The sequence below is a fragment of the Streptomyces sp. NPDC056161 genome, from assembly GCF_042268025.1.
GTDB lineage: Bacteria > Actinomycetota > Actinomycetes > Streptomycetales > Streptomycetaceae > Streptomyces.
Map to the genome: position 1 here is coordinate 18,002 of NZ_JBHJUV010000001.1, position 20,063 is coordinate 38,064.

18 protein-coding genes and 1 pseudogene are annotated in these 20,063 nt (G+C 69.2%); 10 read left to right on the forward strand and 9 right to left on the reverse strand.

Annotated features, from left to right (window positions below; translation table 11 throughout):
* Positions 1 to 19 precede the first annotated feature (19 nt).
* Entirely contained in the window at positions 20 to 913 is an 894-nt protein-coding gene (locus ACFC09_RS00120) for an SDR family oxidoreductase (RefSeq protein WP_376522077.1), read from the forward strand.
* 63 nt (positions 914 to 976) lie between these two features.
* On the opposite strand, the gene ACFC09_RS00125 is transcribed toward ACFC09_RS00120, so the two are convergent.
* Positions 977 to 1,612, reverse strand: coding sequence for a hypothetical protein (locus ACFC09_RS00125; RefSeq protein ID WP_376522080.1), 636 nt, complete (start codon positions 1,610 to 1,612; stop codon positions 977 to 979).
* A gap of 219 nt (positions 1,613 to 1,831) precedes the next feature.
* Here ACFC09_RS00125 and ACFC09_RS00130 point away from each other — a divergent pair, with 219 nt between their 5' ends.
* From ACFC09_RS00130 to ACFC09_RS00140, 3 genes are all read left to right on the forward strand, one after another.
* Positions 1,832 to 3,043 carry a HupE/UreJ family protein gene (locus tag ACFC09_RS00130; RefSeq protein WP_376522083.1) on the forward strand — a complete coding sequence of 404 codons (1,212 nt, stop codon included), beginning with the start codon at positions 1,832 to 1,834 and terminating at the stop codon, positions 3,041 to 3,043.
* Between the two features lie 133 nt (positions 3,044 to 3,176).
* Positions 3,177 to 5,141 carry a fibronectin type III domain-containing protein gene (locus tag ACFC09_RS00135; RefSeq protein WP_376522085.1) on the forward strand — a complete coding sequence of 655 codons (1,965 nt, stop codon included), beginning with the start codon at positions 3,177 to 3,179 and terminating at the stop codon, positions 5,139 to 5,141.
* A gap of 72 nt (positions 5,142 to 5,213) precedes the next feature.
* Positions 5,214 to 6,311: a WxL protein peptidoglycan domain-containing protein gene (locus ACFC09_RS00140; RefSeq protein WP_376522088.1), complete on the forward strand. Its 1,098-nt coding sequence runs from the start codon at positions 5,214 to 5,216 to the stop codon at positions 6,309 to 6,311.
* 103 nt (positions 6,312 to 6,414) lie between these two features.
* Here ACFC09_RS00140 and ACFC09_RS00145 read toward each other — a convergent pair whose 3' ends face one another.
* The 4 genes from ACFC09_RS00145 to ACFC09_RS00160 all read right to left on the reverse strand — a co-directional run bounded on the left by ACFC09_RS00145 (position 6,415) and on the right by ACFC09_RS00160 (position 10,111).
* A complete protein-coding gene (locus ACFC09_RS00145; protein WP_376522089.1) occupies positions 6,415 to 7,086 on the reverse strand; it encodes a response regulator in 672 nt (223 codons plus the stop codon).
* Positions 7,083 to 8,333 (reverse strand): sensor histidine kinase, encoded by a 1,251-nt coding sequence (locus tag ACFC09_RS00150; RefSeq protein ID WP_376522092.1) that lies wholly within the window; start codon positions 8,331 to 8,333, stop codon positions 7,083 to 7,085. Before ACFC09_RS00150 ends, ACFC09_RS00145 begins: the two co-directional genes overlap by 4 nt.
* Before the next feature lie 14 nt (positions 8,334 to 8,347).
* Positions 8,348 to 8,995: a DUF1453 domain-containing protein gene (locus tag ACFC09_RS00155; protein ID WP_376522094.1), complete on the reverse strand. Its 648-nt coding sequence runs from the start codon at positions 8,993 to 8,995 to the stop codon at positions 8,348 to 8,350.
* Between the two features lie 273 nt (positions 8,996 to 9,268).
* Positions 9,269 to 10,111, reverse strand: a complete 843-nt coding sequence (locus ACFC09_RS00160) for a helix-turn-helix transcriptional regulator (protein WP_376522804.1) — start codon at positions 10,109 to 10,111, stop codon at positions 9,269 to 9,271.
* 152 nt (positions 10,112 to 10,263) lie between these two features.
* Here ACFC09_RS00160 and ACFC09_RS00165 point away from each other — a divergent pair, with 152 nt between their 5' ends.
* Together ACFC09_RS00165 and ACFC09_RS00170 are read left to right on the forward strand one after the other, a co-directional pair.
* Positions 10,264 to 11,223 (forward strand): NADP-dependent oxidoreductase, encoded by a 960-nt coding sequence (locus ACFC09_RS00165; protein ID WP_376522096.1) that lies wholly within the window; start codon positions 10,264 to 10,266, stop codon positions 11,221 to 11,223.
* Between the two features lie 241 nt (positions 11,224 to 11,464).
* Positions 11,465 to 11,569: pseudogene (locus ACFC09_RS00170) on the forward strand (TRIC cation channel family protein); the annotation flags it as partial.
* Between the two features lie 165 nt (positions 11,570 to 11,734).
* On the opposite strand, the gene ACFC09_RS00175 reads toward ACFC09_RS00170, so the two are convergent.
* Together ACFC09_RS00175 and ACFC09_RS00180 are read right to left on the reverse strand one after the other, a co-directional pair.
* Complete coding sequence (locus ACFC09_RS00175) at positions 11,735 to 12,697, reverse strand: phosphotransferase family protein (protein WP_376522098.1); 963 nt, start codon at positions 12,695 to 12,697, stop codon at positions 11,735 to 11,737.
* Between the two features lie 241 nt (positions 12,698 to 12,938).
* Positions 12,939 to 13,154 (reverse strand): hypothetical protein, encoded by a 216-nt coding sequence (locus tag ACFC09_RS00180; RefSeq protein ID WP_376522100.1) that lies wholly within the window; start codon positions 13,152 to 13,154, stop codon positions 12,939 to 12,941.
* 10 nt (positions 13,155 to 13,164) lie between these two features.
* Between ACFC09_RS00180 and ACFC09_RS00185 the strand changes: the two genes are divergently transcribed.
* Entirely contained in the window at positions 13,165 to 13,470 is a 306-nt protein-coding gene (locus ACFC09_RS00185) for a hypothetical protein (protein ID WP_376522102.1), read from the forward strand.
* 158 nt (positions 13,471 to 13,628) lie between these two features.
* On the opposite strand, the gene ACFC09_RS00190 is transcribed toward ACFC09_RS00185, so the two are convergent.
* Positions 13,629 to 14,807: a tyrosinase family protein gene (locus tag ACFC09_RS00190; RefSeq protein WP_376522104.1), complete on the reverse strand. Its 1,179-nt coding sequence runs from the start codon at positions 14,805 to 14,807 to the stop codon at positions 13,629 to 13,631.
* 739 nt (positions 14,808 to 15,546) lie between these two features.
* On the opposite strand from ACFC09_RS00190, the gene ACFC09_RS00195 reads away from it, so the two are divergent.
* The 3 genes from ACFC09_RS00195 (at position 15,547) to ACFC09_RS00205 (ending at position 18,543) form a co-directional block, all read left to right on the forward strand.
* A complete protein-coding gene (locus tag ACFC09_RS00195) occupies positions 15,547 to 15,936 on the forward strand; it encodes a hypothetical protein (protein WP_376522107.1) in 390 nt (129 codons plus the stop codon).
* Between the two features lie 224 nt (positions 15,937 to 16,160).
* Positions 16,161 to 17,393 carry an NB-ARC domain-containing protein gene (locus ACFC09_RS00200; protein WP_376522109.1) on the forward strand — a complete coding sequence of 411 codons (1,233 nt, stop codon included), beginning with the start codon at positions 16,161 to 16,163 and terminating at the stop codon, positions 17,391 to 17,393.
* Positions 17,394 to 17,976: 583 nt separating this feature from the next.
* Positions 17,977 to 18,543, forward strand: coding sequence for a hypothetical protein (locus ACFC09_RS00205; protein ID WP_376522112.1), 567 nt, complete (start codon positions 17,977 to 17,979; stop codon positions 18,541 to 18,543).
* Between the two features lie 676 nt (positions 18,544 to 19,219).
* Here ACFC09_RS00205 and ACFC09_RS00210 read toward each other — a convergent pair.
* A complete protein-coding gene (locus tag ACFC09_RS00210; RefSeq protein WP_376522114.1) occupies positions 19,220 to 20,026 on the reverse strand; it encodes an alpha/beta fold hydrolase in 807 nt (268 codons plus the stop codon).
* Between the last annotated feature and the right edge of the window lie 37 nt (positions 20,027 to 20,063).

Genomic DNA, 20,063 nt, shown 5'->3' on the forward strand with positions numbered 1-20,063 from the left:
CGAACGTGAGAGGTTCGTCATGAAGGTATTCGTCACAGGTGCGTCCGGGCACATCGGCCAAGCGCTCGTCCCCGAACTACTCGCCGGGGGCCACAGGGTCGCCGGGCTCGCCCGTTCCGATGCGGCTGCGGACGCCCTCGACGGCATGGGGGCGGAGGCGGTGCGCGGCACCCTCTCCGATCTTGACACGATCCGGGAGGGAGCCGCCGCTGCCGACGGGGTGATCCACCTTGCGTTCATCCACGACTTCGCCGACTTCGCCGGAGCCGTCGACACCGACCGCCGCGCGATCGACGCGATCGGGTCCGCGCTGGCTGGAACGGACAGGCCGCTGATCGCCGCCGCGACCCTTCCGGCCGTCCCGGGCCGGGCCGCCACCGAGGCGGACGACGGCGACACGGCCAACGGACTCGACGGGCGCGCGGCCAACGCCCGCGCCGTGCTGGAACTGGCCGGACAGGGAGTGCGATCCGCGATCGTAAGACTGCCGCACACCGTCCATGCCGCGGGCGGACGCGGTGGCTTCGCCGGGTCGCTGTTCCGGATCGCTCGGCGAGCCGGAGTGTCCGGATACGTCGCGGACGGGTCCGCGCGCTGGCCGGCGGTCCACGTCGACGACACCGCACGGCTGTTCCGTATCGCGCTCGAAACCGCGCCCGCCGCACACGTGCTGCACGCCGTCGGTGAGGAAGGCGTGACGATTATCGACACAGCCACGGCGATCGGCCGCGAACTGAACGTGCCGGTACGGGCCGTCGACCCGGACGCACTCGGATTCCTCGGACGCCTTGCCGCCATCGACAAGCCCGCGTCGAGCATCCTCACCCGGCAGCGTTTCGGCTGGACACCGACCGGCCCCGGCCTGCTCGAAGACCTGAACCCCTCCCGATGGTCGCAGCCCGCGGAGTCCTGACGACGGTCGCGCGGCCCCCTGGCACAAGATCGCGAAACCGGACTTGCCGGTCGTGCGCAGTGTTCAGTATTCGTTGAGCCAGAGAACGATGCCGGTGACGCCGGTGAGCACCGCTGCGGCTCCGGCGTGGATCGCGGCCGCGCAGCGGGAGCTGGTGAACGAGGCGGGGTCGTAGGTGGAGGACATGCCGAGGCCCTCACCGCGGAAGGACGCGCCGGACCAGTCGACGGCGGTGACGTTGCTCGTGGGTTCGGCCAGTTCCGCGCCCACCACGAGGAACTGCTGCGAAAGGTGGTTGGGGGTAACTGTCGCGAGGGGGTCTATGAGGTCGTTGCCCGCGCTGACGACGAGGTCGGGGTGCAGGTCGAGCGCACGGGTGATGCTCGGGATGAGATCCGCTGAGTGGGCGGCGGTCACGGTGCGCAGGTCGACGTGCTCGTCCTTGGCCCAGTCCTCGACCGCCTTCACCAGCGTCTTGGTGGGGCGGTCGTCACCCGCTGTGAGGAGGACGACGCGGTAGCCGTCGGAGGGGTGGACTCCGGTCCAGGAGCCGGGCTGCGGGGTAGCGGTCGCTTCGGGGGCGGGTGGGTTGGCGGGGTCGACGAACCCCGGGCCTGGGGTGCCGACAGCGGTCGGTTCGGGGTGCGGCCGTGACCAGTCGTCGCCGGAATTGCATCCCGTGACTGGCAAAGCGAACACGACGGCCGTTGCCAGCGCGGCGACGGGCCGAAACGGGGGGCGCAAGGCGATCGTCCTCCGAGAGATGGCGGGTGGTGCGCCCTCATCTTCACCTCCCGGCTTCCGCCGTCTCCATACGGGGAGAGCCCATGTCGAACTTGTTTTCGCATGGTTCGTCAACACGCCGGTTCCGGTTCATTCAAGGCTTGCACGGTGCACGGGCAACCTTGGAGGAACCACATGTCACACCGCGTCCGTCGCGCTCTCGTCGGGATCACGGCAACGGTGATCGCCTTCCTGTGTACGGGGCAGCAGCCCGCACTCGCGCACGGGTTCACCTCGACCGTGTATGCCCACCTCGCCCCGTCCGACGGAGGCAGTCTGCGGACGACACTCGGCCTGGAGTACGACCTGTTCGTCGTGTCCGCCGCCGACTCCGAGCATGACGACTCCCTCTTCCGCGACGGAACGAGCGCCTTTGAATCCGGCGACGCCGGCGAGCAGGCCGCGGCGCTCACAGCCCACGCGACGTCGGCCGTCGCGTACGCGACCAAGCGCTTCTCGGTCGCCGCCGCCGGCAAAGCCTGCACACCTTCACACGTCGGGAACTTCAGAGTGGGTCAGCGGGAGGGCGTGCCGTACGTGACGCTCCCACTCGACTGGGCCTGCCCCGGCGGGGGTGGTGAGCAGTCGGTCCGCAGCGAACTGTTTCCGGACGCGGAGGGCTACGTCAAGGGTGTCAAGACGATCGTCACGTACGAGATCGACGGCCGCTCCGGTAGCGCGGCCCTCGACGCCGCGCATCCGTCCTTCTCCCTCGCGCAGGCTTGGTACGAGCGGTTCTGGGAGTTCTTCCGCTTGGGTGCCGAGCACCTGCTGACGGGGATCGACCACATATTGTTCCTGCTGGCGCTCATCGCCGGTTCACGGCGTCCGCGGGAGATCGTGCTCGCGGCCACGAGCTTCACCCTGGCGCACTCGGTCACGTTCATGCTGGCCGCCCTGGGTCTGGTCGACGTGCCCGGGGAGATCGTGGAGCCCGTCATCGCGTTGTCGATCGCCGTGGTCGCCGGCTGGTACCTGTGGCGGATCAGTCGCCGGGGTGACCACGCGATGGACCTGGAGGCGGCGGGGCAGGGCCACTTCAGCCTGGACAGGGCGGGCTGGATGCGGCTGGGCGTCGTGTTCTGCTTCGGGCTCGTGCACGGCCTCGGCTTCGCGGGTGCGTTGGGGATCCAGGCGGCATGGTCGTGGACGCTGCTGTGGTCGCTGCTGGTGTTCAACGTCGGCATCGAGGCGGTCCAGTTGGCCATCATCGCCGTCGTGTTCCCGCTCCTCCTCCTGCTGCGCCGCCGATCGCGCAGGGCCGGCCTCTGGGCCACCGGGGCGATATCCGCCGGCGTTTCCGTCATGGGGCTGGTGTGGTTTGTGCAACGGGTGTCCGGATTCTGAACCATACGGATCTTGGGCCAGACTCAACCATCTGGTGACCTGACCTTTACGCGCACTTTACTTCGCGAGCTGAGTGTCAAGTTCTCCACTCATGCACACCAGAAGTGCACAAAAGGAACAGAGAACGAAACACATGAGATCGAGCAACCCCTCGCATGCCTTCGGGCCTGTGCGGCGCCGTGTGGCCACAGGCGCCACGGCGGCATTTCTCGGCCTGACCGTAGCTCTCGGCGGCACCCTGGCGTCCCCCGCCAGCGCCGCGGACACCGCCGCCCTCAGCGGCATCGTCCTCGGCGTGGGTGCCAACGAGACCCAGCGCACCGTGACCTGGTACTCGTCGGCGGACACCACCCAGGTCGTCCAGGTCGCGCCGACCGCCCAGGTGGTCAACGGTGAATTCCCCGCCGGCACCGCTACCTTCGACGCCGCCGGTGCGGCGAACATCGCCACCAGCGGCGGCTTCAACCGCCACGCGACGATCACCGGCCTGAAGGAGGACACGGCCTACTCCTACCGGGTCGGTACCGAGGGCAACTGGTCCTCGGCGTACTCCTTCAAGACGCAGGACTTCGAAGGCGACTACGACTTCCTGTTCTACGGCGACCCGCAGATCGGCTCGTCCGGCGACCTCGCCCAGGACCAGGCCGGCTGGCAGGACACCGTCGACGTCTCGCTGAAGGCCAACCCGAACGCGGAACTCCTGGTGTCGGGCGGTGACCAGGTCGAGAGCGCCAACAACGAGTCCCAGTGGAACGCCTTCCTCGCGCCCGACGGCCTGCGCCAGTACCCGTGGGCCGCCACCATCGGCAACCACGACGTCGGCGGCAAGGCATACGAGCAGCACTTCAGCACCCCGAACACCGACCGCTCGGCCCCGTACTACGACAACGGGAACCCCGCGGGCACCAAGTCCGGCGGTGACTACTGGTACATCTACAAGGATGTCCTGTTCATCGACCTGAACAGCAACAGCTACAACTCCGCCAACGGCGGCGGCGACGCGGCCCACACCGCCTACGTCACCGACGTCATCAACAAGCACGGCGACGAGGCCAAGTGGAAGGTCCTCGTCTACCACCACGCGATCTACTCGCCGGCCAGCCACGCCAAGGACAGCGACAACAAGACGCGCCGTGTCGACTTCCCGACCACGTTCTCCAAGCTCGGCGTCGACCTGGTGCTCCAGGGCCACGACCACAGCTACTCCCGTAGCTACCTGATCAAGAACGGCGAGAAGGCGAACCCGGCCGAGCAGCCCGGCGCCGCCGATGTCTACCCCGGTCCCGGCGGTGTCCTCTACGTGACGGGCAACTCGGCCTCGGGCTCCAAGTACTACGACATCACCACGCCGGACAACAGCGGGACGAGCGGTGCCGGCAACGGCGCCGACCCGCTCAACCCGAAGAACTACTGGTACAACTCGGTCCAGAACCAGGAGCACGTCCGCTCCTACGTCAAGGTCCAGGTGCGGAACGACAAGCTCGTCGTCGAGAACCTCCGCAGCGGCACCTGCGCGGCCCCGAACTCGGACGCCGCGCCGTGCAACAACACCCCCGCCGACCAGCCCGTGGGCTCGGTCGTCGACAAGGTGACGGTGCACCCGTACCACGGTGACAAGCAGGACCTCCAGGTCAACGTCCCCAACCCGGCTCCCGGTGAGTTCGGCTGGACGATCGACGGCTACAACGGCCTGGTGGACCTCGGCACCGCCGTGGAGAAGAACGGCGACCACTTCGAGGCCGGGGGCAAGATCAACCCGATCCTCGTGTCGGACACCCGCCGCTCGCTCGCCCCGTGGACGGTCTCGGCCAACGTGAGCGACTTCCGGGACGCCGACAAGACGTTCTCCGGTTCGTACCTCGGCTGGACGCCGTACGTCCTCGACGGCGGCGCGGGCGCCAAGGCCGGCAAGCCGGTGGCCTCCGGCTACGACGACCACGGCCCGGGTCTGTCCATCTCGCGCGGCATCGGCTCGGCGGACCAGGGCCACGCCCGTGGCACCGCCAAGCTCGGCGCCGACCTGGACCTGAAGATCCCGGACACCGTCACCAAGGGCGGTTACCGCTCCACCTTGACGATCACCGCGCTCAGCAGCTGATCGCGCCTTCCACCTGGCGAGGCGGGCACCGTCCGGTGCCCGCCCCGCCTCCCGCGCCAGGAGAACCCCGAAATGCACGCACCCGTAAACCACCGGAAGACCGCCGGCAGCGCGCTCATGCGTGCTTTCACCCTGGCCCTGCTCATCGCATGCGCGATCACCGGCCCGAGCGTCGGACCCGCTCGCGCCGCGGACGGCGACGTCACCTGGACGGTCAGGACGGCCCCGAACGGGTACGGCGACGACCGGTCCAGCTACAGCTACAACGTGAACCCCGGCGGCCAGGTCAAGGACGCCATGGTCGTCGCGAACCACAGCAAGACCCCGCTCCGGCTCGCGCTCTACGCCGCCGACGGCTACACCACCGACACCGGCCGGCTCGACCTGATCACCAAGGACAAGAAGTCCGTCGGCATCGGCGCCTGGGTCCACGCCGACCGCGACAGCGTCCTGATCCAGCCCGGCAAGACCGCGCAGATACCCTTCACCGTCGCCGTTCCGGCCAACGCTACGCCCGGCGACCACGTGGGAGGCATCCTCACCTCTCTGAAGCAGTCCGACGACGCCGCAGGCATCAACGTGGACCGCCGCCTCGGCATCCGCATCAAGCTGCGGGTCAGCGGCGCACTCAAGCCCAAGCTCGCGATCGAGAACCTGCACGTCGACTACTCCGGCTCGGTCAACCCGTTCGCCAGGGGCGACGCCACCGTCACCTACACCGTTCACAACGTCGGCAACGCCATCCTGTCGGCCCGTCAGACGGCCTCGGTCACCGGCCCGTTCGGATGGCTGCGCACGGAGGCCGGCGGCATCGCCGCTCTGCCGGAGCTGCTGCCCGGTGAAAGCTGGAAGGTGAAGCTGCCCGTCCACGGCGTCGCCCCGGCGGTGAGTCTGGCCGCGACCGCGACCCTCACCCCGCTCCTCACCGACGCCTCGGGCTCGACCACCTCGCTCACGCCGGTCGAGGCCACGGCCCACGGCTGGGCCGTCCCGTGGACGCTGCTCGTGCTCGTGGTCGTGGTGATCGCGGCTGTCGTCGGCGGTCTCCTGCTCGCACGCCGCGCCAGCGCGCGCCGCAAGCTGCGTGAGGACGCCCGCGTACGCAGCGCCGTCGAACAGGCACTCCGAGAGGACCACACGCGGAACACGCAGCCCAGGACGACGGACTGACCCCGCCGACATCAGGGTGACTCCAAACGCTGAAAGCCGCCGCGCCCATCCTTCGGAACGCAAGCGGGCAAGGGACGCTCGGCAACACCCGCCGCCGGTACGCCTATTCGGCCGCCGGTACCTCCGGCAGCTCGACACTGAGGGCGTAACGCACCGCCTCTGCCCGGGAGTGAAGATCCGCCTTGGCGAAGAGGTTGTTGATATGTGTCTTGACGGTGGCCTCGCTGATGACCAGCCGGGCGGCGATCTCGCCGTTGCGCAGCCCCTCGCCGATCAGCCGCAACACCTCCCGCTCGCGGAGGGTGAGCCCGGCGGCCGGGTCCGGTGCGACCGTCCGGGGCCGGGTGGTGGCCAGGCTCAGCAGCCGGCGCTGGACCTCGGGCGCCAGTACCGTCTGCCCCTGGGCGGCGCTGCGCACCGACTGAAGGATGGCGGCCCGGCCGGCGTCCTTGGTGAGATAGCCGCTGGCTCCGGCCTGCAAGGCGGCCAGGATCGTCTCGTCGTCCTCGAAGGTGGTGAGCACCAGCACGATGGTCGCCGGGTGGTCGGCGCGGATCCGGCGGGTGGCCTCGACCCCGCCCATCACCGGCATGTTGAGGTCCATCAACACCACGTCGGGGGCATGCGCGACGACCGCGGCGAGCGCCTGCTCGCCGTTGGTCGCGGTGGCCACCACCTCCACGTCGTCGGCCAGGCCGAGCACCACCGCCAGCGCCTCGCGGACCGCCGCCTGATCGTCCGCGACCACCAGGCGGATGCCGCCTGCTTCACTCACCTCGGTACCTCCAGCCGAACCGTCCACCCCTGACCCGAGCCGCTGCCGGGATCCGGGCCCGCGTTGAGTGTTCCACCCAGCAGGGCGGCCCGCTCCCGCATCCCGACCAGCCCCATCCCCGTGCCACGAGCCTCCTCGCCGGGGGGCCCGCCCGGCGCCGGGCCGTTCGTCACGCTGAGCAGCACCGTCTCCGGCCGGAATTCGAGTCGCACCTGACAGGCTGCCCCGGGAGCGTACTTCACCGCGTTGGTCAGGGCCTCCTGCGCCACACGAATCACCGTCTGCGCGCTCTCCACCCGGACGTCAGCGGCCTCCCCGCTCAGCGTGAACTCCACGGGATCGGCCGCGCCCTGGGCCATCAGCCGCAACGTCTCCGGCAACGGAACGGTGTCCTCGCGCAGGGCGTGCACCGCGCGACGGGTCTCGGCGATGCTCTCCACCGCCATCGACCGGGCCCGGCGGATCGCGACGGCTGCCTGCTCCGCACGCCCCTCCTCGGTCAGCGCGTCGGCCATGTCCAGTTGCAGGGCGATCCCCGACAGGGAGTGGCTGAGCACATCATGGATCTCCCGGGCGATCCGCCCGCGCTCGCCCAGCGCCGCGTTCCGGGCCTCCGACTCGGCGGCACGCTCGGCCTCGGCCGCCGCCCGGCGGGCGTTGACCACAGCCTCCTCCCGGTCTCGGTTGGACATGCCGATGTACACCGGAAAGCCGACCGTGAGCGCGAGCCACCAGACCCATTCGCCGGGACCGGGCGCGACCCGGTCCGTCACCGCCACGGCCACCGCGCAGCTCAGGGAACCGGTCACGGCCACACCGAGGGCGGCCCGGCGGGAGGACAGCTTCCCGCCGGCGACCCCGCAGGCCAGGAAGGCGAAGAGGGGCGCCAGGGTGGTCTGGGCGAGCGGCAGCAGTACCGCGGCGAGCACCACGTACGCCGTGCACAGGACGGTCCGGGCAGCGGACGGCAGGCGGGTCCACGGCAGCAGGGTCCCCAGCGCACACAGCGCGACCGCCGCGAACACCACGGTCGCCAGCGGCGGGGCGATCAGCCGCGCACCCGGGAACTCGACAGCGGTCACCGCGATGGCGGTGACGGTGAGGAAGGGGCGGATCAGCTCGTCGGCGAAACGGGCGGGACCCCAAGCCTCATCCGCCGGTGTCCCGGTCCGCTCGACGGCGGACCGGGACACCGGCGGGCCGGACGGCGATACCGGGGAGCCGGGATCGGGGTGGTTCGTCGGCACCTTCTGACCTCGCTTCAACCACGTGGCGTACGACGGAAGCCGGTGCCCGGTCCGCCGCCCGCGGCGCCGCCGGCGGAGAAGAGATCACCGAGACGGGAACCGGACTCCCCGCCGGTGCGGCCGGCGGCGATCCGCCGCTGGATCTCGTCGAGGGCCGGAGACATGGTGTGCGGGGCACCGCCCTTGCCCTCGGCCCAGGCGATCCGGCTGTCGGTGCGAAGCGCGCGGGCCAGGACAACCAGCCCCTCGGCAAGCATGCCCAGACCCAGGGTGAACAGCAAGCTGTTCCCGGCGGCCGAAGCCGCGTGCGGGTCAAGCGCCCCGAAGAGAAGGTTGGCGCCGAACTTGACCACCAGATTCACCACCCACAAGGCGACCGTCACACCGCTGTAGCGGACGAAGACCAACCCGTTCTGGCTGGAGAGCCGGATGCTCATCCCGCGCAGCGCCCCGAGCAGCAGGCTCACTCCGGCGGTAGCGGCCAGGAAGAGCAGCGCGACGAGGCTGTGTCCGGCGCCGGACACATCGGACAGCCCGATCACCGCGAGCACCGCGGGAAGCACCAGCATCCGCTTCGCCTGCGCGGGTTCGCCGATCATCCGCCGGACCAGCACATAGGCCACCGCGGCCAGAATCAGCACGACCTCGACCGGACCGCTCATGATCCCGCCTCCCTCTCTCCCTGTGATACGCCGGAACGCCCCGGCTGACGACGTCCAAGCTAGGCACGGCCCGGCGGAACGACCTGGACCGAGCGCCGTATCTCCAGGTGGAGATCCATCTCCACCCGGACGGGCCGAGAGGCACGATCGACTACGGAAAGTCAGAATCTGACCGCATGGTGTGTCATGGCGGTCCGGGGGCGGAGCGTGGAAAGCCTCGGGCGCGCCGGACCAAGAACCGGGTGGGCATGAGACTACGCCGGTGCCCTGGGGTCAAGGAGCGTCCAGCAGGCCGGTGAGCAGGTGGAGGCGTTCGGCGTCGGGGGTGCCCTCGGCGGCGGTGCAGACCAGGAGCGCGGGGCCGAGGTTGCCCGGTATCGGGTAGGCGTCCCAGTCCAGGTTCAGTTCGCCGACCGAGGGGTGGTTGAGGCGCATCTGTCCGCGGGTCGGCTCCTCCACGTCGTGGAGGGACCACAGGGCGGCGAACTCGTCGCTGAGGACGGCGAGTTCGCCCACCAGCTCGACCGCCCGCGGGTGTCCTGGTTCAGCGGCGACCTGCGTCCGCAGCATCCCGATCAGCTCCGCGACGGTGGCCGCCCGGTTCGGGCATGCCCGGTCGGCCTCGGGGTGCAGGAACAGCGCCAGCAGGTTCCGCTCCTTCTGCGGCTGCCGGGTGAACTCCCCCAGCAGGGCGCCGCCGAGCGGATTCCAGGCCAGCACGTCCAGGAAACGGCCGACGACCAGGGCGGGCGAGGACAAGTCGCGCAGCAGTCGCAGCGTGGTGTCCGGTACCTGCTCCGGCTCGTACGAACGCGGCAGGCGGGCCGGGACGCGTGCGGCGGTGGCGAGGCTGTGCAGGTGGCGGCTCTCCTCGGCCGTGAAGTTGAGGGCGCGGGCGAGAGCGTCCAGGACCTGTTCGGAGGGGCGGACGTCACGTCCCTGCTCCATGCGCTGGTAGTAGTCCGAGCTCACCCCCGCCAGCAGGGCCAGTTCCTCCCGCCGCAGCCCGGCGACGCGCCGCCGCGGGCCGGGCTCCAGACCGACGTCCTGTGGTCGCAGCCGAGTTCGGCGAGTGCGCAGGAACTCGGCGAGTTCGCGTCGGGGGTCGCCGCTCATGGCGTGCGTGGAGTCGGTCACGGCGCCAGTATGCCGCCGGCGCAGCCCGTGAGGGTGGGTCTGCCGGACCCAGGAAAAGGAGAACGACCGTGATGCCGCGTGCGGGGTCCAGCATCGGATCCACCACAACCGTTTCACGTAAGGACAGCGACATGAAGTCCGTTCAGCTCATGAGTTTCGGTACGGCGGAAGTCCTGCGGATCAACGACGTGGACCGTCCCGTTCCCGGCGCGGGTGAGGTACTGGTGTCGGTCGAGGCGTCCAGCGTGAACGGACACGACGCGATGGTCCGCGCGGGGGAGTTGAAGATGGTGTCGGGGCGCCGGTTCCCGATCGGGGTGGGGCTGGACTTCGCGGGCACCGTCGCCGGGACCGGCGCCGGTGTCGCGGGCTTCCGGGTCGGGGACCGGGTGTGGGGCATGGTGCATCCCCGGCGGCGGCACACGACCGCCGGGGCGGCCGAGTACGTCGTGGTCCGCGCAGACCGTATCTCGATCGCCCCGGCGGACCTCTCGTCGGTCGAGGCGGCTGCCCTGGTCGTCACGGGTCCTACGGCGCTGATCGCGCTGCGCGACAGCGTGCGCCTCACGAGCGGTGAACGGGTTCTGGTGCGCGGCGCGGCAGGCGGAGTCGGCACGGCAGCCGTGCAGTTGGCGCACGCGATGGGTGGCCATGTGACCGCGCTGGCCCGCGACCGGCACGCCGGTCTCCTCACCGACCTCGGCGCCGACGAGGTCCTGGACTACGGCTCCACCACGTCGGACCGGATCGGGCCGTTCGACGTCATCGTCGACACCGTCGGTACAGAACTGCACTGCTATCGGAGCCGGTTGGCCAAGGGCGGCCGGATGGTCACCGTCGGACTGTCCTCGTCGGCCCTGGCCGCGATCGCCGCGTCGAGCGTGCACGGCTCCCGCCGCATCCGCGCCTTCAGCGCCAACCCCAAAACCCCCGTGCTGCTCGATGTGGCCGACCTCGTCACGTCGGGCGCGCTGCGCCCGGTGGTCGACAGCGTGTATCCGCTCGCGGACATCGCCGCGGCGCATGAGGCGTTCGAGCGCGGCGGCGTCGTGGGCAAGCACGTGGTGACGGTGCCCCGTGGCTCCCTGTGACGGAGTTCGGTCAGCGGGGCGTGGTACGCAGGTCGATGCCGCGGACCTGGGCGTCCGCGGTCACGATCCGGTCGTCAGAACACCGGTGGACGGGCGACCTGCCCCGCGCGTTTCCTGACGGCTCGCGCTCACCAACCGCACGTCACCGTCCGGGCCCCGGGGATCTGCCGCCCGTCGGGGGCCCTGCGAAGCAAGGAGTCGCACGGCTGTCCCCCACGTGATCGGCGTAGTGCAGTACACCATGGATCTGGTCGGCATCGTGGCATTCGCTCTGTCCGGTGCCTTCCTTGGTGTACGGAAAGACTTCGACATCGTCGGAGTGACAACCCTCGCCGAAACCACCGGCCTGGGCGGCGGCGGGCCGTCGAGCACCACGGGCGCCCCGGTGCAAGTGGGCGATCGGCTCCGCTGCCGGACGTGGCAGCCGGGCCCGCGGCGGCGGCCGGCTGTACGGCGTCGCGGGGCGGTGGTCGGCGCTCGCCGCCGGGCCCGCGCCGCGAGTTGCATCGGGTCAGCCCAGCGCGTCCATCAGGCCAGTGACGTAGGCATCCAGCCGCTCCTCCACGGCCCGTGTCGTCAGCTCCGCCCTCCCCGCCTCCCGCCACGGTCGCGCCAGCCACTGCGCGCCCGCCGCGAACGCCAGAGCGTCCAGCAGCCGCCAGTACAACCGCTCGCTCGCAGTCGCGGCCAGCACCCCGCCGGCCTGCTCGTACGCCTCAGCGAACCGCAGACCCCACGCCGGGCCGTGCAGCAGGGCGAGATTGGTGGAGCAGTGCGCCACATCGAGGTCTGCCGGGCCCCAGGACGTCTGCACCCAGTCGACAACCCCGGTGATCCGGGGATCTCCCATGCGTGGGGACGGCAAATCGAACAGGACGTTGCCGGGGTGGAAGTCCCGGTGCAGGAACCGCCCCTCATAGAGCGGCGCGGGCTTGCGGATCACGTCTGTCGCCGCGGCCCATGCCACCGTGTCGGCGCCGTTCGGAGGGACGACGGCGTCGGCGGTCGTCCATGGCTCATACTCCCGGGGCCGCTCGTCGGGTCGCAGCGCGTGTATCGCCGTGAGTTGACGGGCCAGCAGGGGGACGCGCGTCTCCAGTCCCTCGTCGGCGAGGACCGTCCGGCCCGGCAGATGTGTCATCAGGAGCGACGGATACTCGCAGTGCGCGGCGGTCGGGTCGACCGCGACCAGTCCGGGAACCGGCACTCCGGTCGCCGCGAGCAGGGTCTGGGCGCCGGCCTCCCGGTCCAGCAGGTCCTCGGCGTGCTCCACGAAGTACGGGTCGACGAAGGTCCGCAGCACCAGGTCACGGGTGCCTCCGTCCCGCGTGCCGATGGTCAGCCGCCGCATTTCGGCGGTGATGCCGCCGTGCAGCGCCTCGGTTCTGACGATCCGTTCGCCGACGTTGACATGCTGGCTCACCCAAGCCAGGGTCAACGGTCGGACGGCCCCCGCCTCATCGTGGTTGATCACCGTGCCACCCCATCATCCGGACGGCGGCTCGCGCAAAAGTTTTCGCCGGAGGGGATGCCAACGCTGCTCTGTTCCTCGCAAGCTGCCGCAGACACCGTTCAGACCGCTGCATCGAGCCGGGGCCACAGCCTGGAAGACCCCGTGAGCGGGCGTGCCGGCAGTGACCGTGGGGAGCCGTCGCCATCGGTCTCTGAAGCAGGATCATCTTGCGAAGCAGTCCGGATTCGACTCGCCCGTACAGCTACTTTTTAGTCTTTTTGATGCGGTTCACGGCTCGTTCGGTGCCGCCCGAGCTCCAACGGAGAGCGAGCCCGGCGGTGACGGCGTCGAGGTCGCTGGTGAGGCCGCGAGCGGAGTGGGTCAGTCCCGGCAAGTCCGCCTCGGCGGCGCCCTCGATCCAGGCGGGCAGCAGGACGCCGGTCGGCTGGGTGAGCACGTAGCCGAAGCCGCGGACCACCCGGTGCGCGGTGGCTGTACGTGGCGGCCGGCTCGGGGCAGGCATTGAGCACTGCCTTGAGCTGCTGATGTTCGTCTTCGGTGAGCGTGGAAGGGGTGCCCGCTTCCTGCTCGTCGTCAAGGACTACCAGCCCGGACTGTCCAAGGAGTTGCGCTCGCTGCCCTGGAAGGAGGCCACCAACCGCCATGCGGAACGCGATGCGGGGCGGGGCGGCGTGAACTGCGATCGGCACCCTCCGCCGGGCCGTGCACCGCAACATCGCCGCCTCTCAGGCACGCGCCCCACACCCGGCCCCGACCTCATCGGCCTGCCCTGACCAGCAAAGCCGCAAGATCACTCAACTTTGCGGCAGCCTGGAGTACGCACATGCCACCTGACCTGCCCGAACGTAATAATCGTCACCCGCACCGTGCGGCGCCTTCATCTGCTGGGGACAGCTGTGGTGAGATGGCGGCGAGCATGTCGGTCACTTCATCACGTTGTTGTATCCGGCTTTCTCCAAACGAGTGTGCTGTCCGGACGATAGATGCTCGCGTGGCCGTCGTACTGGACGTAAAATCGGCTTGCACGGTTTTTCTGGGAGCCCGTGTTCGTATGCCAGACCCGGTTGGAGTCGGCGTCATAGACTGCGAGGTCGCCATCCGGCTGCATGATGCATACGCCAGGAGATTTACCCTCGGTACCGGAGGCCCACAGCTCAGCATTGTTGTCGTTCCGATACAGCACCAGGTTCCCGTTCTTCTGGTACGTGAACGTGTAGGCACCGTTCTCGGAGATCAGGTACTGGTCGGCCACGAGAGTGTCACCGGGCAGCATGCGGTCCCCTTGGGCCGCAGGCCATTCCGTGTCGTAGATGTAGCCGAGGGCCTGGTGGTTGAGTGTGCTGGCAATGGTGGTGTTCCCGAACCAGGGATCCATGGCGTCGGGTTCGTTCTGCCCTTGTGGCGCCCCATGCTGCGGCTGGTAGATCTGGTCGGGGTGTTCGTACTGCCATTGGGCCCACAGGCGGTCGATATTGGCGTGGTGCAGCCAGAACACCGGGTCATTGGGAGAGCTCAGCGGTCTCATGTGGCCACCGACCCACTCGTGCACCCGGTTGTGGATGTTCGGCCCGATCCAGCCTTCGAGTTGGTTTCGGAAGCTCGGGTTGCTCGTCGTGTCCCACGGCTCGCTGTCATAGGGCGTGGTCTGGAGACAGTCGGCCACGTTTTGGGCGGTGGGCAGCGATCCGATGTGCACCCCCAACTCCCTGGTCAAATAGTTCGTGGCAATGTCAATCTTGAGACAGACCCACTTGCCGACGTCGAATGCGAAACGACCGGTCGTCACCTTCCTGTCGCCGTCCCGCCCGTTTCCACCCATGAGGTGGTCGCTCCAGATCGACGCATACGGGCTGCTGTCGGTCGTCCAGTCCCAATACGGCACGGCGAGACCCGGTGTCACTTTTTGAAGATCTTGCTCGAAACGACGCAGGAACTCCCGGTGCCAAGGAAGGAAAGCCGGGCCCATGTGGCCGTTGTAGCCGATCTGGGAATGTTGCCTGATGTAACCGTCGTAAATACCGCGGCGTTTGAGTTCCAACAGGGCATCTACGAATACCGATTGCTCGGCGTAGTTCAGCATTGCCTGATCTCTGCGGACGAGAGCCATCATCGCTCCAACTGTCACGTTTCGCGTGTATCGCCCCCCCTCCCTCCAGCATCTGCCCGGTGGAAGTATCCGGCAACGCGTGGACAAGGAGGTTGAAAAGGCTACGGATGACGCCGGCGCTGGAGGACGGGCGGCATGTGGGATGCGGAGTTTTGCAACATGCAATGACCGTTGCGTGCGGTGCACCGACTTGGATACCGGCGACAACTTCCACTTCCTCCTCTTCGCCGCGCCCCGGCCGGAGTTACCTACCTGTGCGGCTCGTAAAGTCAAGGCAGCATGTTGGGACCATGGAGCGGTCCCGGCTGGGACATGTCCGCCGTGACCCTCTCGATGCTGTAAAAAGTAGCCCGCTGCTGCGCCTGCGGGTGCCGGCAAATCGTCTCCATCTCACCAGTCACACAGGCGGCTTGACTTCGTCGTTGAGATTCCTTGGTGCGGCCTGTCAAACCCAGCGACTCGACGACCGTCCCGGCGGGATCAAACAACCGGTACAGCTCACAGACGTCGCCGGTCTTCAGGAGCAGCCCGACCCACGGTGCGACCAACGAGCGCAGCTCTCGGTGCTGCCCGTCTCTCTCCCGATCGTGGGGCGGGACGAAAGTCACGCGCTTCACGGGCTGTCCGCTGAACCGGGCGAACTCTCACGGTAACTCAGTCAACAGGTAAACACCTTGATGCTCCTGGACATTCTCGGCGAACCGCCGCCGGGACAGACGCGTGGGCCGGGCTGCGCGGGCGGGTGGCCCGCTGGTTCGGCCGCGGAGACGAGCGGCGAGAGAACACCGAGCTTGAACGGCTCGACCGGACCGCTGGTGAACTGGACGCTGCCGCCGCCTCGGGGCCTGACGAAGCGGAGCAGGCGCGGGTCCGCCACGAGGCCGGTTGGCAGGCCCGTATCGAGACGATGCTGGAAAACCTGGATGACGCCGACCGGGTCGAGGCGGCCGACGATCTCCGGGCGCTGCTCGCCGAGCACACCTCCCACGGCGGTGTGTCGGCCGGCCGGGGCGGCCTGGCTGTCGGCGGCAACGCGGACATCCGCGCCGAGGACGGCTCGATCGCCGCCGGTGTCATTCATGGGGGTGCGCACATCGGCCACCCTCCGATGCCGGATCCCTCCCAGGGCTGAAGGGACCGGCAACCGCCACCAGCCCGATCGCATCGCCCACAGTCTCCGGGGCGCCCCCCGCCTACACGGCCCACGCCACCCACCACAGCACAGCGATCGGCCACGCCGACCAAGTCAACCACTATGCCGCGCCCCAGGCGCCCGTCGCCTGGCCCCACCAGGTCGGAGTGATCCCCTTGCGGGCGCAGTCCTTCCAGCACCGTCCCGAGGCGGAGCGGCTACGGATGGCGGTCGAGGGAGGCGGCACCGCGGTGCTGGGTCAGGTCCTGACCGGTATGGGCGGGGTGGGCAAGACCCAGATCGCCGCCGACTACGCCCTCACGGCCTGGGACAACAGCTCGGGCGAGCGCCTGGACGTGCTGGTCTGGGTCACCGCAAGTTCCCGTTCCGCGCTGCTGGACGGTTACGGTCAGGCCGCCCGGGAGCTTTGCGGCGCCGACAGTGACAAGCCCGAACAGGCCGCGCGGACCTTCCTGGCCTGGCTGACGCCCAAAGCCGGGGCGAGGCCGTGCCGCTGGCTGGTCGTCCTGGACGACGTCGCCGACCCCGACGACCTACGCGGCCTGTGGCCGCCCGCCAGCCGCCACGGGAGATGCCTGGTCACGACCCGCTGCCGCGATTCCGCTCTGGCCGGAGAAGACCGCCGCCTGATCGAGGTCGGCCTGTTCACCCCCGCCGAGGCCGTCGCCTACCTCATCGCCGCGCTGGCCGCCCACGGCCCCACTACCCCTCACCAGGCTGTCCGCGTTCACCAGCTCATTCAACGTGTCAGCCGGGACTTCCTCACCCCTGACCAGCGCGACCGGCTCGCCCAAACCGCCGGCGACGCCCTCTTCGCCGTCTGGCCCGCCATCGACCGCGACAGCAGCCTGGCCCAAGCCCTGCGCGCGAACGCCGATGCTCTGACGGCGTGCGCGGAAGATGCCCTCTACAGGCCCAACGGAACTCATCTCGTGCTGCTTCTCGCCGGACGCAGTCTCGCAAGTGCTGGTCATTTCCAAGCCGCCGTCGATCACGGGCGAAATGTGGCTGATGCCGCCCGTGACAGGCTAGGACCGATGCATTCCGATACTCGCGCGGCCCACCGTGAACTTGCCGTTCACCTGGGTCTTGCGGGTGAGCCGGCGAGCGCGAGGGCAACTGTTACCGAAGTCCTGGAGCAGGAGTTGCGCACACTCCCGCCGGACGACACCGACGTGATGGCGACGCGCTTCCTCTTGGCTCGCTATCTGGGTGAGACCGGCGAACCCTCCGCAGCCACGGCCACCCTTGCGGCGCTGCTCCCGCAAGCGCTGCGGGTATGGGGACCTGACCACACCAACACCTTGGCTATTCGCAGCGCCCTCGCCGTCTGGCAAGCAGCGGCTGGAGACCTTGCGGGGGCCTCGCAGTCCTTTTCCGATCTCTTTCAGCAGACGACCAGGCTGTCTGACCCCGAGGAGAGCGTCTCCTCGTAGAACGACCGATTCTTGAGCAAGATCAGTAACAACCTGGGGAGCAACAGGAGGTGGATCCAACCAGCGGCGTCACGTTACTTCGCATCCGAGGCGAAGGAGGGAGGCGACGCGAAGCGTCATGGACCGACGACAACACGGAAAGCGGAGCCACACGGCGTCGGGAGCCCCGCTCCCTCTTGCTCCCCAGGTCGTAAGCGCCCTCTGGACGACGGCCCGCAGACCTTCACAGCATCTGGCACGGCAGTCGTCACCCAGGTGCGTACGCGGGCATGCAGAACACGTTGAACAACCGCCGACGAGTGATCCCATGGCGTCCGCTGTGACAAAAGCCGTGGTCTCGGCGGCTTCCTGGGGCACACACGCCGGAGGGCCCCGGCAAAGTGCGGTTGATCGGCGGGTGTTGAGCCGAGAGAATGGTGGGTCAGCGGCGCGGTGGGCGTGTCTACACACGAGGACGCAAGGGGCAGCGACAGTGACTAGGATTCGTGGCACGGCTTCGGTTCTGGTCGTGGGCTCCGCGCTTCTGGCGTCGGCGTGCAGCGGGGGTGGTGACGGCACGAAGGCGGCTCCGTCCTCGTCCGCCGTGACAACCCCCACCCCTTCCTCCGCCACCCCGACGGTCGCGGCACACCCCGTCGCGACGAACACCTACGACCTACAGGCGTACTGCTACAAGAGCGGCCCCGCCACGCTTCTGACGGGCCAGCCCGCGTACCAGGGCAAGGGGCCGCACCCCGTGCTGCTGGCCACCACGAGCCCGACGCCTCTGTCCGTCAACCAGAGCCCGCTCCCGTCGCCGGGCGAGACATCGACCGCCCCGGCCCACGACACATACCACCCCGATCCGGCGAAGGCTCAGCTCGTCGCCTGCGTCGTCAACAAGGGCAAGGGCAAGCTGGTGACGACCTGCCGCTACAACGACGACTTCGTCCGCTACTTCAGGCAGGGCCAGTACGACGTGACGGTGTACGAGGCGAGGACCGGCCGCAGGCTCGGCACCACGAAGGTGGTGGGGGACGACCAGTTCAAGTGCCTGGCCCAGGAGACGTTCCTCCAAGGAGAGCCCCAGTCGAAGACGGAGTGGCTGGACCCCTCCCTCCCGGCCTTCCGAAAGGCCCTGGCCCCCTGGGTGAACGCGGTGAAGTCGTAGACGCGCGTCCATGGAGAAGGTGGCCGGGCTGTAGCGAGCTGGGATCCTGAGCCAGCGTGGCGGCCGACCCGTGACGCGGACAGGGCGGTGCGGATTGGGCGAGCTGTCACGCCCGCCTGGATCCGCCCCCCAGTCGCGCCGGAAGACATCGGAGCCGTTCGCCCGACGGCCGGGGCTGTGACGTCCACGAAGAAGTTCCCTCCTGGGACCGTGGCCCTTCGTGCCCGGGTTCCGTCTGCCACCTGTGACTCATCGCCGCCGACGCGACTCGCACACCACGCAGGCACTCTTACGGTCAAACCCCCAATACCTGCTGAGCGGCCCCATCGCTGCCCAGGTCCTGCGCGACGGTGGTGCTGCGCATAGCCGACCATCTCGCCGACGGCGCCCTGACCGCCGAAGACGTCGCCGCGCGCGGGCAGTCATCCCCAGGCCACGTACCGTCTGATGCGCGCGGCCTCGTCGCTGGGCCTGCTGAGCCACGAAGGACAGCACCGTTGCGGTCTGACCGGGCGAGGCCGGCTGCCGTATCCTCCGAGTGGGCATTCAGGGACGTTTTCTGATGCGGCGGCGCCTGCCCGGGTCCCGTCGGGGACGGTGGGCAGGCGCCGCCGGTGGACACAGCCGGACTCTTCTCCTCACGAAGCAGCAAGCCAGGGGCGCCGTTTGCGCTACCTCATCGGATCTTCATCACATCGTCCAGAAGCTGCGCCGTGGCTTCGGGGGCCTCCGCAGGGAAGTGGTGGCTGCCCAGGTCGACGAGCACGATGTCGAGGCGGTCCCCGTAGCGGTCGATCGCCTCCTGTGTCACCAGGTCGCGAACGGCGAACACGGTGATCTGCTGCTTCGTCTCGCGCAGCGCCGCGTCCATGTCCCAGTGCACCAGTCCCTCCATGGCGCGCAGGCCCGCGGGCTGCCGCACCGCGACCATCTTCTCGAAGTAGGCGTCCATGAGAGCCGGGTCCGTCCCGGCGGGAGAACCCCCTGCGACGAGGCCGCGCACCGCCGCGGGGAAGTCGTCGCGGAACAGGCCCAGCAGGGCGCCGGCCTGTTCCTCGCTCTGCGCCGGGAACAGGGCCAGATAGTGCAGCCCGTCGAGCGCGATCACGTGCGAGACGGTGTCGGGGAGCAGTCGCCCGACCTCGACGGCGACCGCCGAGCCGAGGGAGTGCCCGGTCACGACAGCCGTGGTCACCGACTCGGCCTCCAGTACTGCCGCCACGTCGCGGGCGAATTCCTCCATGGTCCACACCTCTCGCGTCGACCGGGACTCGCCGTGCTCGGCGAGGTCGACCGCGAGGATCCGGTAACCGTCGGGCAGGTGGCCGGTCACCGCGTCGAAGTCGCTGCGGTCGCATCCCCAGCCGTGGATGAGGACCAGGGCCGGCGCGTCGGCCGGGCCGCGGGCCGTGTACCGGATCGTCGTGTGGTCCGCTCGCCGGACGACGAGGTTCTCGCTGGTCCCGCTGCTTGCGGTGGTCACGGTGTTGCCTTCTTTCGTACGAGTGGTTCCGTGTCGG